This window comes from Yoonia sp. R2331 (genome assembly GCF_041103235.1).
In the GTDB taxonomy this organism is placed as follows: domain Bacteria; phylum Pseudomonadota; class Alphaproteobacteria; order Rhodobacterales; family Rhodobacteraceae; genus CANMYO01.
Genome location: NZ_JBGCUN010000001.1, coordinates 779,718 through 794,559, shown reverse-complemented (window position 1 = coordinate 794,559; position 14,842 = coordinate 779,718). Strand labels below are relative to the sequence as shown.

The window sequence follows — 14,842 nt, the reverse complement described above, 5'->3', positions numbered from 1 at the left end:
CGGGTCTATCCCTGCGCCATCAGGATCTGTTTCCAGATCGCAATTTCATCATAAAGTGCGAATTCACGGCGCAGACCGATGCCATCGGGGCCAAAGGGGCCAAACTCTGCATGGCTCATGCCCATGACGTGGACGCGGGCACCGGTGGGGCGACCGAAGCTACCCCAGCCGTCGTGGGTGCCGTCCAGCGACCAGCGGATCGCCGCACGGGGTGACAACATATCGGCATCCATACCGATCTGGTGGTGGATCTTGAACGTGGCAGAGGGGAAAGACGACCGCAGACCAACCCAGAATTTCGTGCATTCCTCTGCACTTGTGAGGGTCTGCCCGCCTGCGTATTCGCCGATGACCGCGCGGTCATAGCTTTCGCGGATGTGGTTGAAATCATGGTTCATGATCCGGGTCAGCGTGTCGGCATAGCGCTGGCCCCATGCATTGTCATTGCCGGTGCCTTTGTAGTCGCCCACGACATCGTTTTCCGGCAGGAACGGCATGAAGGCCGTGTCCGGTCCACCTTCGTCCGCGATCAGCTGTGCTGCGAATTCGCGCGGGTCCTTGCCGATCTGGCGGACGATGCCGCCATAATCGCGGATCAGCCATTCATCAAAGATCGTGTCGTTCTTGGCGGCGCAATCGGCAATCACGCGGATGTTCCATTGCTTGCCCGTCGCAGGGCCAAAGGCACCATCGCGGCTATGGGTGGCGACGGTGTTCAGGCGATGCGAGGACAACAGGCCGGTTTCATGTTCTGACCAGATTACGTCTTCGCCAAAAAGCTGCCGGTCGGGAAACTCGTTGATTGTCGCCATCGTGCTGGCGATCACCGCCGTGTTGCCACGCTGGACCCCCATGGGCGAGCGCACCGGGATATCATCGCTGTAGTAGTGGTTCAGCGTGCCGACGCCGCGGTCCTCCCAAATCTCTTTGGTGATGCCGATGATATAGTCGGGGAAGTCCTTCCACCGATTGGAAAAGCCCTTCATGGGGTGGTCCTTTGGTTTGTTGGGGCAGAGCCGCGCGGGATCAGGGGGGCGTCGATTTCGACCCGGCGGACCGGGGCGATGGGATCTGCGATTTTGGTCAATAGAAGGTCCACTGTGGCCTCGACCATCTGGTTGACGGGTTGGCGCACGGTGGTCAGGTCATACGCGGCCCAAGCGGCGGTGGGTACATCGTCATAGCCAACGATTGCCACATCCTGCGGCACGCGCAGGCCAAGGTCACCGCGCAGCTTGTCCATGACTGCAAAGGCCATGTGGTCGTTGCCCACAAAGATCGCATCGGGCGGCGTGGCAGATTGCATCAGCGTCTGGGCCGCAGCCGCAGCCGTGTCGCGGTTATACATTCCGTCGATGATCTGCGGCACAGGACGCCCAAGTTCGGTCAGCCGTTCGCAGAACCCGCGCTGACGGTCGCGGCCCGTCGAGGACCCCTGCCAGCCAGAGATATGGGCAATGCGGGCATGTCCGGCGGCAACCAGAAAATCCGCCACTTTGCGCCCGCCTGCCACATTCGCAGATGTCACGGCGGAAAGGTCCACACCCTCTTGTCCCCGGTTGAACATGACCACGGGAATGCCAGCGCCTGCGCAGCGCGCTGTCAGATCACCCGACATGGAAACGGACGCCGTGATGATCCCGTCGACCTGATAATCCATCAGTTCGGACACGACCTCTTCCACGCGGTCCTGCGCATTGGAGGCGGTAAAAACAAGGATGTGATAGCCCTTGGCCTGCAGCGCGTTGGACAGACGTTCAAGCGCCAGCGGATAAAACATATTGTCGAGGTAGGCGACGATCAGGCCGATGATCCGGCTTTTGCCTGTGATCATCGCACGGGCCATGCGGTTGGGGCGATAGCCAAGTTCGGCGGCCGCCCGTTTGACCTTTTCCACGGTTTTGGCGCTGGCCGAGGCACCGGGGGTAAAGACCCGGCTGACCGCCGATTGGCTGACCCCTGCCCGCTTGGCGACTTCTAGCGAAGTGATCTTGTCGTTTGCCATCAGTCTGCCGTCCACCCGCCGTCGATCAAAAGGTGGGTCCCGGTCATCATCGCGCTTGCGTCAGACGCGAGGTAGACAACCGGACCCATGATATCAGTGACCTCGCCCACACGGTCGAGCTTGATCTTTTCCATGATCCACGCGACGCGGTCGGGGTTGTTGAAGGTGGGTGCCGACAAGGGCGTACGGATGAAGGTGGGGCAAATCGTGTTCACACGGATGCCCGCCTTGCCCCATTCGATTGCCATCGCCTTGGTAAAGCCTTCGACGGCGTGTTTGGTCCCGCAATAGACCGCACGCTCGATGCCCCCGACAAAGGCCATCTGACTGGTGATGTTGATCAAGCTGCCGGGTTTGCCAGCCTCCAAAAGCCCCTTGGCCACGGCGGCGGTCAGAAAGTAAGCGCCTTTAAAGTTAAGGTCGCTGACGGTGGAAAAATCCTCTGGCGTGGTTTCAACGGCGGGCGAGTGAATTGCCAAACCGGCGGAGTTCACCAGGATGTCAAAAGGCCCAGCCCCCGCCACAGCCGCTTGCGTCGCGGGGATGTCGACCACATCAAGCGCCATGCCGTCGGCGGTCAGCCCCGCATCGGTCAACGCGGCAACAACCTCAGCCAGCTTATCGGCAGATCGTGCGGCCAGTGTCACGGCGGCCCCGGCTTGCGCCAGTGCGACGGCGCAGCCCAGCCCGATACCGGAAGAGGCACCCGCCACCAGCGCACGTTTACCATCAAGGCGGAAAGTAGGGGTTTGCGGCAGGTCGATCATGCGTATTCCTTTGCAATTGCGGCAGGGCCAGTGGCCCGCGCCGCATTCATTGCCCGCATTCGCGCCAACACGTCCACCCCCAATTGGCGATAGAGGTCCAGCAGATCGAGCATCACCCAGTTTTCGCGGATCTTGCCGTCGGCAATGCGCCAAAAATCAAGGCTGCACAGCGTCACTTGTTTGCCGGCGGGGGCGATTCCCAGCCAGCCATCATCGGTGAGTGTCTGTTTCATGTTGGGCCAGCCAGTGACAGCGACGTAAGGCCCATCGGCAAAGAAGTGATACCCCAGCGTGTCGCGGTATTTGCCCCGGTCGGGCATGGCCGACAGGAACGGCATCTGGTGCCAGTGTCGAAAGCCCGCGATGCCGCGCGCGGTACCGATGGCGGCGGGGCCATACCACATCATGCGCGCATCCCAGAAGCGCGGCAGCTCCATTGCTTCGGGCGGTTCTGAGGGGTGGCGGCCCATGGCGGCCAGCATCGCCAGCACGTGGTCAAGCGAGGCCGCACTTTCCGCCGTGTCACGCGGACCGCGACGCAGCCCGTCCTGTGTGGCGGGTCCCGGCACGCAGAGGTGACGACCCATTGGCGGGACCATCGGCCATGCGTTTGCCTGCATCATCAGGTCGGGGATGTCCCAGATCGCTTGCACCTCTGTCACGGTGTCGCCATCCAAACGGTAGAATTCGTGATAACGCAGATGGGCCAGATGGCCGGTGGGCGGGATATCAATGAACGGATACAGGAAGGTGCCGATGTAGTGGCCTGCACAGCCGATCCACTGCGCGCCTGCATCGTCTGGCCCGGACATCACGATTGCATCGCAGCGCTCCAGATCCGGCATGGACTGCGCCAGAGGCGTATAGGCCTGTTTCAGCCACGCGTCGGGGCCAGTCAGATCGCCAAAGGGGTGGCAAAGGTGGACCACTGCGTCAGGGGCCAGAAGGTCCCGCAAGGCCGCGCCCACGCCCGGCCGGTCCCAATCGCGCATCGCAGCGCGCAGGGGGTCGATCCGGTGGCGGTCTGGGGCAGCTACACTCACTCGGCGGCATCCTTGTAGGGGGCGCCAGCGCCGTAGGGCACGTTGATCCCGCCATAGCGGCGGACGCGGACATTGCATTGTTCTGCGTGGCCGACGAAGCCTTCGAGCATACAGAGCCGCGAGCCATAGGCGCCGATCTCTGCCGCGGCCTCATCCGTTGTGATCTTTTGATAGCTGTGGGTTTTCAGGTACTTACCAACCCAAAGGCCACCGGTATAGCGCCCGGCCTTTTTGGTGGGCAGGGTGTGGTTGGTGCCAATGACCTTGTCGCCGTTCGAGACATTGGTGCGCGCGCCCAGAAACAGCGCGCCGTAGCATGTCATGTTCTCAAGGAACCAGTCGTCGCGGTCGGTCATGACCTGCACGTGTTCGGATGCGATGTCGTCCGCGACGGCCAGCATTTCATCATAGGTGTCGCAGACGATCACCTCTCCGTAGTCATCCCACGATACACGCGCGGTGTCGGCGGTGGGCAGGATTTCAAGGATGCGGGCGATTTCGGTCATCGTGTCCTGTGCCAGCTTTTCGGAATTGGTGACCAGCACCGCGGGCGAGTTGTAGCCGTGTTCGGCCTGCCCCAAGAGGTCAGTGGCACAGAGTTCGGCATCGGCACCCGCCTCATCGGCGATGACCATTGTTTCGGTCGGGCCAGCGAAGAGGTCGATGCCGACGCGACCAAAGAGCTGGCGCTTGGCTTCGGCCACAAAGGCGTTGCCCGGGCCGACCAGCATATGCACGGGGTCGATGGTTTCGGTGCCAATCGCCATCGCTCCCACGGCCTGAATGCCCCCGAGGACGTAGATTTCATGCGCGCCGCCCATGTGCATAGCCGCGATCACGGCGGGGTTGGGTTCACCCTTGAACGGCGGGGTGCAGGCGATGATACGCGGCACGCCTGCCACAGATGCGGTGGCGACCGACATATGGGCGCTTGCCACCATCGGGAATTTGCCGCCCGGCACGTAGCAGCCCACGGATTGCACAGGGATGTTCTTGTGACCAAGGATCACGCCGGGCATTGGTTCAACCTCGATATCCAGCATGCTGTCGCGTTGGGCCTGCGCAAAGTTGCGCACCTGTTCCTGTGCAAAGCGGATGTCGGCCATGTCCCGGTCAGAGACTTTGGCGATGATCGCTGCGATCTCATCCTCGGTCAGACGATAGCTTTCGCGGTTGTAGGCGTCGAATTTCACGGCCAAGTCGTGCACGGCAGCGTCGCCTCGGTCTTCGATGTCTTTCAGCGTCGCCTCGACCACAGCGCGGGTCTTGGCGTCATCTGCGGCGCGGTCTGCGGCGGAACGGGCGGTTTTGAGGTGGCGAACAGCCATCGGGGCGTCCTTTCGTCAGAAGTTGCGGGGGCCGGGTGGTACGGCATGGTGTTGCGGGAAAAGATCGACGCCCATTTGCAAGAGCACGTCGGGGATATCGACCATGACCCAATTTTCGATCAGCAGATCGCCGCTGCGGCGATACCAGTCGCAGACGCGCATCAAGAGCGTCGCGCCGTCGCTGGGCTGGCCTAGAAAAGCGTCTTTGCGCACGGTCATCAGCGACGGCCAGCCACCCAGTGCGGCATAGTCGCCATCGCCAAACCGGGTGAAATGCTTGGTCACGCCATTGTTCGATGACCCGCCGCCCCAAAAAGAAAACGCGCCTTCAAACGGCACCTGAAAAGCTGCGAAATCTTCGACGCCGACAAAGCTGCCAAAAGCGGCGGGGCCGTACCACATCATGTTGTTGTGCCAATACGGCCGCCAAGCTTCGTTTTTGGTGGCAAGGCCGGACAGCATGTCGGTGACAAGCTGGTAGGTGCTGGTGCTGTGGGCCGCATCGTTTTCTACCAGTTGCAACCCGTCCTGCGTGGCAGGCCCGGGGATGAAGCCGGTATAGCCCTTTTGCGTCGCGGGACTGGGGTGGCTGTCGGGCCATTGGTCCGTTGCGATCATCAGTTGCGGCAGATCGAGGTAAAGGTAGGTCTCAACAATGTGGTCGCCTTCAAACCGGTGAAATTCGCCGAACCGCAGATATTCGAGCCGGTCGCTTGGTGTCAGCCCGATCAGCGGCGCGCCGAAATGGCCGACGTAGTTGCCGTGCGTTGCGACCCAATCGCCACCCTCAAAGGCCCCGCCGATCAGGATGTCGTCGCGGCGGTGAAAGCCGCGAAAGGCGCGGGCGAGCGGTGCGATGAACTGGTCGAGATAGGCGTTAACACCGGTGATATCGTTCCAGGGATGCACGACGTGGAAAATTGCGTCTTTGGCAAAAATGTTGCGGGTCGCTAGCTGCTGTGCGGCGGTATCCGGCGTGGCAAAGGACCGCGCCCAATCACGCACCGCCTGTTTTCGGGTGAGATGGCTCATGGCGCAGGCGGGGTCGCGTCACCCCGGTCAAATTTTTCCCAACCTTCGCCACCAAACACATCAACGCCAAGCTGGGCCAGCACATGGGGGAAATCCACCATGACGTAATTGTCGGTGATGCGGCCATCCTCGACCTTCCAGAAATCCATGTAGCGGATTTCAATCCGTTTGCCGGAGGCTGGCACGCCCATAAAGTCGCCGCCATGGGTCGCCTCTTGCCGGCCAAAGGCGGCGGCCCATTCGCCCATATAGAGCCGCGCCTCGTCCACGCAGACCTTATCATGGAAGGCGGACTGAAACGGTTTTTGCCAATTGTCTTGAAAGGCTTGCAGCCCGTTCTTCACCCCGCACCCGGTGTTGCCCATCCAGCGGAAGCTTTGCGCAAAGAATTCCCCGATGTCGCCGATGCGGTGATCGTTGAGACCGTCGACCATGCCTTCGATCACGGCGCGGGTCTCGTCCGTTTTGGACATGTCGGTGTCGCGGGTCAGGACCGCTTGTTCGGGGCGCGATCCCTTCATGCGACGGCCTTTGCAATGATCTGGCCCGCGCGGTGGCCGATCATGATCGACGGCGCGTTGGTGTTGGCGGAAGTGATTGACGGCATGACAGAGGCATCCGCGACCCAGAGGTTCCGGATGCCTTTGACGGCAAGGTCGGGTGCGACGGGGGCGTCGCCCTGCCCCATGCGCAAGGTGCCAACTGGGTGATAGGCGGTGCCGCAGCGATCAAGGATGAACTGCCGGATATCGGCGTCGGTTTGGGCGGCGCCTGCCGGATAAGCCTCTGGCGCGGCGCGGTCGCCAAAGGGGGCGGAGGCGATGATCTGGCGCAGGCGCTTGAGGCCCACAACCATCGTGTCGAGGTCAGAGGGGTCGTTGAACAGGCCCAGGTCAATCGCCGTGCCCTGCGGTGTGATCCGCAATGCGCCGCGCGACTTGGGGCGGCAAAGGCAGACATCAGCGAAATAGCCAGAGCCGTAAGTCAGGCGCCCGCCCTTCCAATTCATGAAGAACGGGATGAAGTGGCTTTGGATATCGGGTGCGGTGTCTTCGTCGCGGGCATTGAAGAACGCTGCCGCCTCGACCGTGGGAGAGGCAAAGACGCCTTTGCGTCGGACCAGGTAGTTCAAAGGGGCCAGCGCCCAGTTGGCGGCCTGTTTCCATGTCAGCCCATAGCCCGATTCCGCGCCCGCAAAGTGCAGCCCGACGCCAGGGTGGTCGTGCAGGTTTGCGCCTACTTGCGGCGCATCCAGCACCAGCGGCACATCGGCGGCCGCCAGATCAGCGGCGGGACCAACGCCGGAGCGCAAGAGGATTTCGGGCGAACCGATGGCCCCGGCCGAAAGTACCACGCCTTTGGCCGCCGTGATCCGGGTGCCGTCCGTGAATTCCACCGCATTGGCCGCGCGCCCGGTCAGATCAAGCCGGCGCACTTGATGGCCTGTCAGCACAGTCACACCCCGATCTTGCACGGGACGCAAAAAAGCGTCAGCAGGCGACCAGCGCCGCCCGTCCCGCAAGTTGAAGTCGCAGACCCCGGCACTTTGCCGCGCCGGATCTGGCTTGCCAGCAGCGTTGGCCCCGAACAGACGGCCCAGCGCGCGGGACAGCGGATGCGGCGTGTCGAGCGGTGTGGGGGTCATCGCCGCCTCGACCTCTGCAAAGGCGGGTTCGACGTCGGCCCAGCCCCAGCCCGGCACGTTCCATGCGTCAAAATCCGCAGGCTGTCCGCGAAACCAGACCATCGAGTTGATCGACCCTGACCCGCCCAGCATACGGCCACGCGGGATGGTGATCTGTCGCCCGCCCAGCGCCTGTTGCGGTGCGGATTTCAAGCGCCAGTCGCGGCGCGAGCCCATCAGCCAGATCAGGCCAAAGGGCATTTTGACAAAGGGGTGCGCATCTGTCGGGCCCGCCTCGACCACGGCGATGCGGCCGACGCCGGCACGCGCCAATCCGGCTGCAACCGCACAACCCGCAGAGCCTGCACCGACGACAATCACATCATATGCACCGGTGGTTGGCATGAACTACAGACGCTCGCCGCTTTCGCGATCAAAGAGGTGACAAATGCTTGCGGGGATCGAGGCGCTGACGGGGTCACCGATTTCAACGCGGTAGTCCTTGCCCGATTTCACCGACAGGATCGTGCCGCCTGCGCGCATTGTGACCATCGTCGCCTCGCCCAACAGCTCCAGCGAATAGACGGTGGAATTGGCATTGCCCGCGCCGTCTGCAACAGTTGCATCTTCGGCCCGGAATCCAAGGGTCACGGGGCCATTGTGGCGGCTTTCGAGGCCGCTGATGGCGACCTTGTCGGCGGTGAAGGTCCCATTTTCCAAGGTGCCGTCGATCAGGTTCATGGCGGGTGAGCCGATGAAGCCCGCCACAAAGGTATTGGCCGGGTTGTCGTAGATTTCGGTGGGGCTGCCGACCTGCTGGACCATGCCCTTGTTCATCACGACAACGCGGTCGGCGAGCGTCATCGCCTCGATCTGGTCGTGGGTCACGTAGATGGTTGTGGTCTTCAGCTCGTGGCTGAGGTTCTTGATCTGCGCGCGGGTCGACACGCGCAGTTTGGCGTCGAGGTTCGACAGCGGCTCGTCCATCAGAAACACATTGGGTTCACGCACCACCGCGCGGGCGAGCGCCACGCGCTGACGCTGGCCGCCCGAAAGCTCTGCCGGTTTTCGGTGCAGAAATTCGTCGAGCTCCACCATCGCAGAGGCACGTTTGACCAACGTATCATGATCGCCCCCCACCTTGCGCACCTTCAGTGGAAAGCGGATGTTTTCGTAGACGTTCATGTTGGGGTAAAGTGCGTAGCTTTGGAACACCATCGCCACGTCCCGGTCTTTCGGGTCCAGATCGTTGATCCGCTTGCCATCGACCAGAATGTCGCCGCCGCTGGCATCTTCCAGCCCCGCAATCATCCGCATCGTCGTTGTCTTGCCACAGCCCGACGGCCCCAGCAGAACAAGAAATTCTTGATCCGCGATGGTCAGGTTGAAATCATGGACGCCAATAAATGACCCCCAGCGCTTTGTGACATTGCGCAGCTCAATTTGCGCCATGATCGCCCCCAGATTTGCATACGTTTGCAAACTGTGGACCGAGTCGCAAAACCGATCAAGCCCTAAAGTAATATGACAAAATATTTCCGCCCCGGCGCGAATTCTTCTTGCGCGGCGCAGGTCTGTGGCGGTTTACTTGCAAGCGTATGCAAGTGGTCGAGCGATTCGTGCGCCCGCCATGCGCACGCCAGCGGCAGCAGATGCCGCGCTGCACAATCCGCGCAAAGCGGGACAAGAGAAAACCGGGAGTGATGAACATGAATATGATGAAAACAGCCCTGATGGGCACGGCAATGGCCGTGTTGGGCGGCACATCGGCCCTTGCCGCAGGTCACGGATGTGACGTCAGCGAAGGCAGGATCAACATCGTCGGGAACGAATTCCCTGCGATCCAGTCCGTGGCTGCCGCCGCACTGGCCTGTGCCAATGGCATCGAGGCTGAAGCCAACCTGACCGCCGACCACCAGAAGATCAATCTGGCCGGTATGCAAGGCAATCCGGCGGAATACACCTCTGCCATTATCGCCAACTCGTCCATCGTGGCGCTGATCAACGAAGACGTGATCCGCCCGCTGGATGATCTGGTGGCTGAATATGGTCAGGACATTCCCGCGCGCCAGCTGATCACCATTGATGGTCAAGTGATGGCTGTGGCCTTTATGGCGAACGCACAGCACCTTGTGTACCGCCGCGACGTGCTTGAGCAGATTGGCATGGATGTGCCGACCTCTTACGAAGAGGTTCTCGCCGCAGCCGAGAAGATCCGCGCCGAAGGCATCATGGAAAACCCGGTGGGTGGTGCTTATGCCGCGGGCTGGAACTTGGCCGAGGAATTCGTGAACATGTATCTGGGCGCAGGCGGCGCGTTCTTTGAGCCCGGCACCGCCAACGTCAGCATCAACAACGCACAGGGTATCTTGGCGCTTGAGACGATGAAGGCGCTGACCGAGTACATGAACCCCGACTTCCTGACCCATGACAGCAACGCGACATCTGCAGAATGGGAAGCTGGCAACGTGGCACTCATGAACATGTGGGGCAGCCGAACGGGCGTTCTGATGGACGACGAAGGCTCTGCCATGGAAGTCTATTCCAATACTGTCGCCGGTGGCCCGTTGACCGTGGGTGACAGCGGCGTCGCCGCTTCAACGCTGTGGTGGGATGGCTGGACCGTTGCCAAGAACATCAGCGACGCAGAAGCTGCCGCAACGTTTCAGGCGCTGGCACACGCAACCTCGCCCGCGCTGCTGAACGACGAAACCATGTCACAGGCGGTCTGGCTGATGGACGGGTTCGAGGCGCAGCCGGTCAACGAAGGCGTGCTGGCCACTGTGGCCGCAGGTGCCAACCCCTATCCGATGTTGCCGTTTATGGGTCTGCTGCACACCGCACTGGGTGACAACCTGGCTGACTATCTGCAGGGCAACGAATCTGCCGAGCAGGCGCTGGCGGATGTGGAAGCGGCATACACCACGGCCGCAACCGAGCAGGGCTTTCTGCAGTAAACTAACTTGGGAAGGGCGTTCGCGCCCTTCCCGATCCAATTTGGGGGCATTGTCATGAAGCACGGCACATTCTTTTGGTTTGTTCTGCCATCCGCAGTTCTGATGCTGCTTTTCATCGCACTGCCCATCGTTTCGGTCGTCACGCAATCGCTCTATGCTGCGCATGAACAGGTCATCGAGACGGTCGAAAACTGTGGCCCGTTTGGCTGCACCGAAAGCACCGCCGTTAATCAAGAGGCGACGCAGGCCCTGAAAGAGGCAGAGCCGCTGGGCCGCTTTGCGGGCACCGAAATCTACACCGACCGCAACCACCTTGCCTTTGCCGAAGTGGGCGGGGCGTGGCGCGAGGCGGACGCCTTGCCCGACTTTGGTGCGGCGCTCATGAACCTGCCGTTCTACCGGGCGATGGCGTTCACGTTGACCTATACGTTCATTGTCACGCCATTGACGATCATCGCGGGTTTCATGATTGCGTTGGCGGTCAATTCGGTCGCGCGATTCTTAAAGGGGCCAACGATCTTTCTGTCGCTGCTGCCGATGGTCGTAACACCGATTGTGGGCGGGTTGATCCTGTTCTGGATGGTGGATGCGCGCGGCGTTTTGGGGGCTGCCTTGCAATGGCTGACCGACGATCCGGGCCTGTCGGTCAAGGCCGACACCACGCTGACCTGGATCATGCTGATGGTCTATGGCGTCTGGCATTCGGCGCCGTTTGCATTTGTCGTTTATTACGCCGGTCTGCAGACCGTGAACCAGGATACGATCGAGGCCGCCTTGATTGATGGCGCCAGCCGGTGGGAGCGGATCCGCTATGTTGTGATCCCGCATCTCTTCCCGCTGACCACTTTCATCGCGCTGATCCAACTGATGGACAATTTCCGGGTCTTTGAGCCGCTGGTCAGTTTTCAGGCACAGGCCCATGCGCAGTCGCTGTCCTATTTCATTTTCAGCGATCTGGGGGGCGAGACCCGTCTGTTGTCCTCTGCCGCCGCCACATCCGTACTGACCATTTTGGGTGTCGCGCTGCTCTTGTCACCGGTGCTGGTGCGCACCTATCGCGACTTTACCCCGAGGACATAAAATGAGTAGCAAAGCCACTTCGCGCCCCCTACCGGTTGTTGTCCTTGCCACGCTGTTTCTGCTGCTGTGGCTGGTGATTGCGGCGTTTCCGTTCCTGTGGACTGCATGGGGCAGCTTTAAGGTCGAGGGGGATTTCTTTTCCAAGGCCGACTGGCTGAACGCGATTGTCGGCCCCTTGACCACCGCTGAGACGGGCGGGGCCTTTACCGGCGATGGCTACTACGGCGCATGGGTGCAGGAAGAATTCTGGCGTGCGGCGATGAACACGGTGATCGTCTGTGTCTGCGTGGTGTCCATCTCTTTGACCTGCGGCACCTTGGGGGGCTATGCGCTGGCGCGATCCGGGTTCCGCTATGCGTTCTGGTTTCTGTTCTTTGCGCTGATTTTCCGGGCGATGCCGCCGATCACGCTGGTGTCGGGCTATCTGCTGCCGTTCTTTGAGTGGAACCTTTGGGGCCACTTGTACACAACAATCATCGTGCTGGTCGCGATCAACCAACCGTTCACGCTGTGGATGCTGCATTCGTTCTTCAAGAACATCCCAGCTGATCTGGATGAAAGTGCCATGGTTGACGGCTGCACCCGGTTTCAGGCGTTCCGGCATGTGATCATCCCGGTCATGTGGCCCGGTGTGATCACCACCGGGCTGTTCAGCTTTCTGCTCGCGTATAACGATTTCGCGGTGACCACGATGCTGCTGACCAAGGAAAACCAGACGATGGTGCCCAAGATCGTCAGCTTCCTTGGCACCACGCAGACCAAGGGTAACGTGATGTTCGCGGTGGCCGCTGCGGTGTCTATCACAGCCCCCTTGTTCGTGATGATCATGTTCTTCCAGCGTCAAATCGTGTCTGGTCTGACCGCAGGTGCAGTCAAAGGCTAAGAGATGACATTTCAAGACGCGAAGGCCATTGTGCTGGCGCATTACGATGCGCTGGCTGCGGCCACACCCCAGACCGTGGCGGATGTGCTGGCGGCACGCACGAGCCCCGAATGGCATTGGCGCGGGATGCATCCGTTCTATGAACAGCGCGGGGCAAACGCCGTTGCAGAGAGTTTCTGGGCGCCATTCCTGACCGCGATGTCGCGGGTGCAGCGGCGGCCTGACATCTTTTTTGCGGGCACCAATGTGGCCGCTGGGCGGCCCGGCACATGGGTGGTGTCGATGGGGCATCTGATGGGGCTTTTTGATGCGCCATTTCTGGGCATTCCGCCCACCGGCAAGATCACCATGCTGCGCTATGCAGAGTTCAACTGCGTTAAGGACGGCAAGATCGTGGAGACCGCGCTGTTTTGCGATCTGATCCACCTGATGCATCAGGCGGGGCTGCGCCCCCTGCCCCCGCAGACCGGCCAGCATCTGGTGCAACCGGGGCCGCTGACCCATGACGGCTTACTTTACGACACGCACGACCCGGCAGAGGGCATGGCCACGCTGGCGCTGATCGACCGGATGATTGGCGACATTGCTGCCAATTCCAACACCGGGCCGGATTCCAAGCCTCGGGAAACCCCGCAGCAAGAATTGGCGCGCTGCTGGCATGACGACATGCTGTGGTGGGGGCCTGACGGGATCGGAGCCACCTATACGATTGACCGCTATATCACCCAGCACCAGCAGCCATTCCGCAAGCACCTGACCAATCGCGTTTTCCATGGCCATCAGGCCAAGCTGGCTGAGGGGTCGTATGGGGGATTTTTCGGCTGGGCGAACCTGTCAGTCACGCCGCTGGGCGGCTATATGGGCCTGCCCAAGGGGCCTGCGGCGGATATGCGGGTCGTCGATATCTACAGGCGGGATGGCGAAAAGCTGGCCGAAAACTGGGTCTTCATCGACATCCTGCACTTTCTGGACATGCAGGGGCTGAATGTGCTGAACCGCTTGAAAGACTTGCAAACTTAGCCCGCGCAATTTGGCGGGATTTATGCTATGGTCGTAGCACGAAGCTTGTCTGCCTGACTTCACAGACTGGATGATAATTTTGCATGCCGAGCCTGCGCATGAGATGCTTCCACAAGGCCGCCCCGGACGCGAGGCGGCCTTTGTTCAGGGGATCAGCGGGTCCTCACCTTCCGCAAATTGCAGCATGTCGCGGAACACATCGGGCCGGGTGAAGAACAGCAGATGCCCCTGCCCCGGATAGCCGTAGACCGGCACGCCGCCGATTTGGGCGGCAAAGGCGGTGGTCTGTGCGGTTGAAAAGACCGGATCATTGAGACCGATGAAAAACGCCGTATCCACGCCCGTCAGGTCCAGATCAGAGGGCAGTTCCCAACCAGGCAAGGCCAGCGCGTGGGCAATGGCGATCTGCGGGTTCAGCTTGACGTAGATCTTTTCGCCCTCGGCGATTTTTTGCGCCAGCGGCGCAGCCAGTTGCGGATTATCGAGCGCATCCGGCCCGAATAAAAGCCCCGACCAGTAGCGTTTCCAGATGTCCGCCTTGCGCACCGATTTGGTAGCAACCACGGCGCGCAGGATGTCGCGCGCGCCACGCGCGATGGTGCTGACCCCGCCGCCGTATTCAACCGCTGTGGACATCGCCGCCACATGCACGCGGCGGCCCTTGGTCATGTCGGCTGCTGCTTCCAGCGCGATGAGCCCGCCGGTAGAATAGCCCACAAGTGCGATGTCCTTGTCAGGGTAACGGTTGGCAAAGGCGGTGATGCGGGCAGCAGCAGTCGCGGGGTCCACGTGATGGTCAATCGCCATGCCATCAAGGCCGGGGTAGCGATAAAATGCGCGGGCATAACCTGCGTCTTCCCAAAAGCGCGATCCTTCAAAGACATCAATCGACGACAGCGCTCCGGGGATAAACACGGCGATCTTGTCTGCACGCGCGACCTCGCCCGCGTCAAACAGCAGCGGATCATCCGCACCGCTTTTGGCGGTTGGCACATAGCCGCAGGCCGCAAGGGTCAGCAAACAGGCAAGACATAGAAGAAGGTGACGCATGAGGGCGTTGATCGCCCCCCACCAAAGTGAGGTCAAGGCGGCATAAACACTTG

At 61.2% G+C, this 14,842-nt stretch carries 14 protein-coding genes; 4 read left to right on the top strand and 10 right to left on the bottom strand.

The features are described 5' to 3' along the window. Nucleotides 1–5: 5 nt before the first annotated feature. From AB3Y40_RS04020 to AB3Y40_RS03980, 9 genes are read right to left on the bottom strand one after another with little or no spacing between them, the layout of a single operon-like run. Complete coding sequence (locus AB3Y40_RS04020; RefSeq protein ID WP_369437513.1) at nucleotides 6–986, bottom strand: nuclear transport factor 2 family protein; 981 nt, start codon at nucleotides 984–986, stop codon at nucleotides 6–8. After that, nucleotides 983–2,005, bottom strand: coding sequence for a LacI family DNA-binding transcriptional regulator (locus AB3Y40_RS04015; RefSeq protein ID WP_369437512.1), 1,023 nt, complete (start codon nucleotides 2,003–2,005; stop codon nucleotides 983–985). Before AB3Y40_RS04015 ends, AB3Y40_RS04020 begins: the two co-directional genes overlap by 4 nt. After that, entirely contained in the window at nucleotides 2,005–2,769 is a 765-nt protein-coding gene (locus AB3Y40_RS04010; RefSeq protein ID WP_369439598.1) for an SDR family NAD(P)-dependent oxidoreductase, read from the bottom strand. The genes AB3Y40_RS04015 and AB3Y40_RS04010 overlap by 1 nt, the downstream gene beginning before the upstream one ends. Then, nucleotides 2,769–3,764, bottom strand: coding sequence for an ester cyclase (locus AB3Y40_RS04005; protein WP_369439597.1), 996 nt, complete (start codon nucleotides 3,762–3,764; stop codon nucleotides 2,769–2,771). The genes AB3Y40_RS04010 and AB3Y40_RS04005 overlap by 1 nt, the downstream gene beginning before the upstream one ends. A 47-nt stretch (nucleotides 3,765–3,811) precedes the next feature. Next, entirely contained in the window at nucleotides 3,812–5,143 is a 1,332-nt protein-coding gene (hisD, locus tag AB3Y40_RS04000; RefSeq protein WP_369437511.1) for a histidinol dehydrogenase, read from the bottom strand. Nucleotides 5,144–5,158: 15 nt separating this feature from the next. Continuing rightward, on the bottom strand, nucleotides 5,159–6,175 hold the full coding sequence (locus AB3Y40_RS03995) for a hypothetical protein (RefSeq protein WP_369437510.1): 1,017 nt from the start codon (nucleotides 6,173–6,175) through the stop codon (nucleotides 5,159–5,161). Beyond that, nucleotides 6,172–6,696 carry an ester cyclase gene (locus AB3Y40_RS03990; RefSeq protein WP_369437509.1) on the bottom strand — a complete coding sequence of 175 codons (525 nt, stop codon included), beginning with the start codon at nucleotides 6,694–6,696 and terminating at the stop codon, nucleotides 6,172–6,174. Before AB3Y40_RS03990 ends, AB3Y40_RS03995 begins: the two co-directional genes overlap by 4 nt. Beyond that, nucleotides 6,693–8,204 carry a GMC family oxidoreductase gene (locus tag AB3Y40_RS03985; RefSeq protein WP_369437508.1) on the bottom strand — a complete coding sequence of 504 codons (1,512 nt, stop codon included), beginning with the start codon at nucleotides 8,202–8,204 and terminating at the stop codon, nucleotides 6,693–6,695. Before AB3Y40_RS03985 ends, AB3Y40_RS03990 begins: the two co-directional genes overlap by 4 nt. Nucleotides 8,205–8,207: 3 nt before the next feature. After that, the gene (locus AB3Y40_RS03980; RefSeq protein ID WP_369437507.1) at nucleotides 8,208–9,251 is read right to left on the bottom strand and encodes an ABC transporter ATP-binding protein; all 1,044 of its coding nucleotides are present in this window, start codon (nucleotides 9,249–9,251) and stop codon (nucleotides 8,208–8,210) included. Between the two features lie 257 nt (nucleotides 9,252–9,508). Here AB3Y40_RS03980 and AB3Y40_RS03975 point away from each other — a divergent pair, with 257 nt between their 5' ends. Genes AB3Y40_RS03975 through AB3Y40_RS03960 form a run of 4 tightly spaced genes read left to right on the top strand, consistent with a single transcriptional unit; the run spans nucleotide 9,509 to nucleotide 13,739 of the window. Next, on the top strand, nucleotides 9,509–10,756 hold the full coding sequence (locus tag AB3Y40_RS03975; RefSeq protein WP_369437506.1) for an ABC transporter substrate-binding protein: 1,248 nt from the start codon (nucleotides 9,509–9,511) through the stop codon (nucleotides 10,754–10,756). 54 nt (nucleotides 10,757–10,810) lie between these two features. After that, nucleotides 10,811–11,836 (top strand): carbohydrate ABC transporter permease, encoded by a 1,026-nt coding sequence (locus AB3Y40_RS03970; RefSeq protein ID WP_369437505.1) that lies wholly within the window; start codon nucleotides 10,811–10,813, stop codon nucleotides 11,834–11,836. A gap of 1 nt (nucleotide 11,837) precedes the next feature. Beyond that, nucleotides 11,838–12,719 carry a carbohydrate ABC transporter permease gene (locus tag AB3Y40_RS03965; protein ID WP_369437504.1) on the top strand — a complete coding sequence of 294 codons (882 nt, stop codon included), beginning with the start codon at nucleotides 11,838–11,840 and terminating at the stop codon, nucleotides 12,717–12,719. Nucleotides 12,720–12,722: 3 nt separating this feature from the next. Beyond that, nucleotides 12,723–13,739, top strand: coding sequence for an ester cyclase (locus tag AB3Y40_RS03960; RefSeq protein WP_369437503.1), 1,017 nt, complete (start codon nucleotides 12,723–12,725; stop codon nucleotides 13,737–13,739). Between the two features lie 144 nt (nucleotides 13,740–13,883). Here the strand turns inward: AB3Y40_RS03960 and AB3Y40_RS03955 are convergent, their stop codons facing one another. Next, complete coding sequence (locus AB3Y40_RS03955) at nucleotides 13,884–14,789, bottom strand: alpha/beta fold hydrolase (protein WP_369437502.1); 906 nt, start codon at nucleotides 14,787–14,789, stop codon at nucleotides 13,884–13,886. Nucleotides 14,790–14,842 lie beyond the last annotated feature (53 nt).

Bases quoted from the DNA above. Each gene is read 5' to 3' on its own strand.
- AB3Y40_RS03995 (WP_369437510.1), bottom strand. From the start codon at position 6,175: ATGAGCCATCTCACCCGAAAACAGGCGGTGCGTGATTGGGCGCGGTCC.
- AB3Y40_RS03970 (WP_369437505.1), top strand. From the start codon at position 10,811: ATGAAGCACGGCACATTCTTTTGGTTTGTTCTGCCATCCGCAGTTCTG.
- AB3Y40_RS03975 (WP_369437506.1), top strand. From the start codon at position 9,509: ATGAATATGATGAAAACAGCCCTGATGGGCACGGCAATGGCCGTGTTG.
- AB3Y40_RS04015 (WP_369437512.1), bottom strand. From the start codon at position 2,005: ATGGCAAACGACAAGATCACTTCGCTAGAAGTCGCCAAGCGGGCAGGG.
- AB3Y40_RS03985 (WP_369437508.1), bottom strand. From the start codon at position 8,204: ATGCCAACCACCGGTGCATATGATGTGATTGTCGTCGGTGCAGGCTCT.
- AB3Y40_RS03960 (WP_369437503.1), top strand. From the start codon at position 12,723: ATGACATTTCAAGACGCGAAGGCCATTGTGCTGGCGCATTACGATGCG.
- AB3Y40_RS03990 (WP_369437509.1), bottom strand. From the start codon at position 6,696: ATGAAGGGATCGCGCCCCGAACAAGCGGTCCTGACCCGCGACACCGAC.
- hisD (WP_369437511.1), bottom strand. From the start codon at position 5,143: ATGGCTGTTCGCCACCTCAAAACCGCCCGTTCCGCCGCAGACCGCGCC.
- AB3Y40_RS04020 (WP_369437513.1), bottom strand. From the start codon at position 986: ATGAAGGGCTTTTCCAATCGGTGGAAGGACTTCCCCGACTATATCATC.
- AB3Y40_RS03965 (WP_369437504.1), top strand. From the start codon at position 11,838: ATGAGTAGCAAAGCCACTTCGCGCCCCCTACCGGTTGTTGTCCTTGCC.
- AB3Y40_RS03955 (WP_369437502.1), bottom strand. From the start codon at position 14,789: ATGCGTCACCTTCTTCTATGTCTTGCCTGTTTGCTGACCCTTGCGGCC.
- AB3Y40_RS03980 (WP_369437507.1), bottom strand. From the start codon at position 9,251: ATGGCGCAAATTGAGCTGCGCAATGTCACAAAGCGCTGGGGGTCATTT.
- AB3Y40_RS04005 (WP_369439597.1), bottom strand. From the start codon at position 3,764: ATGCGCGATTGGGACCGGCCGGGCGTGGGCGCGGCCTTGCGGGACCTT.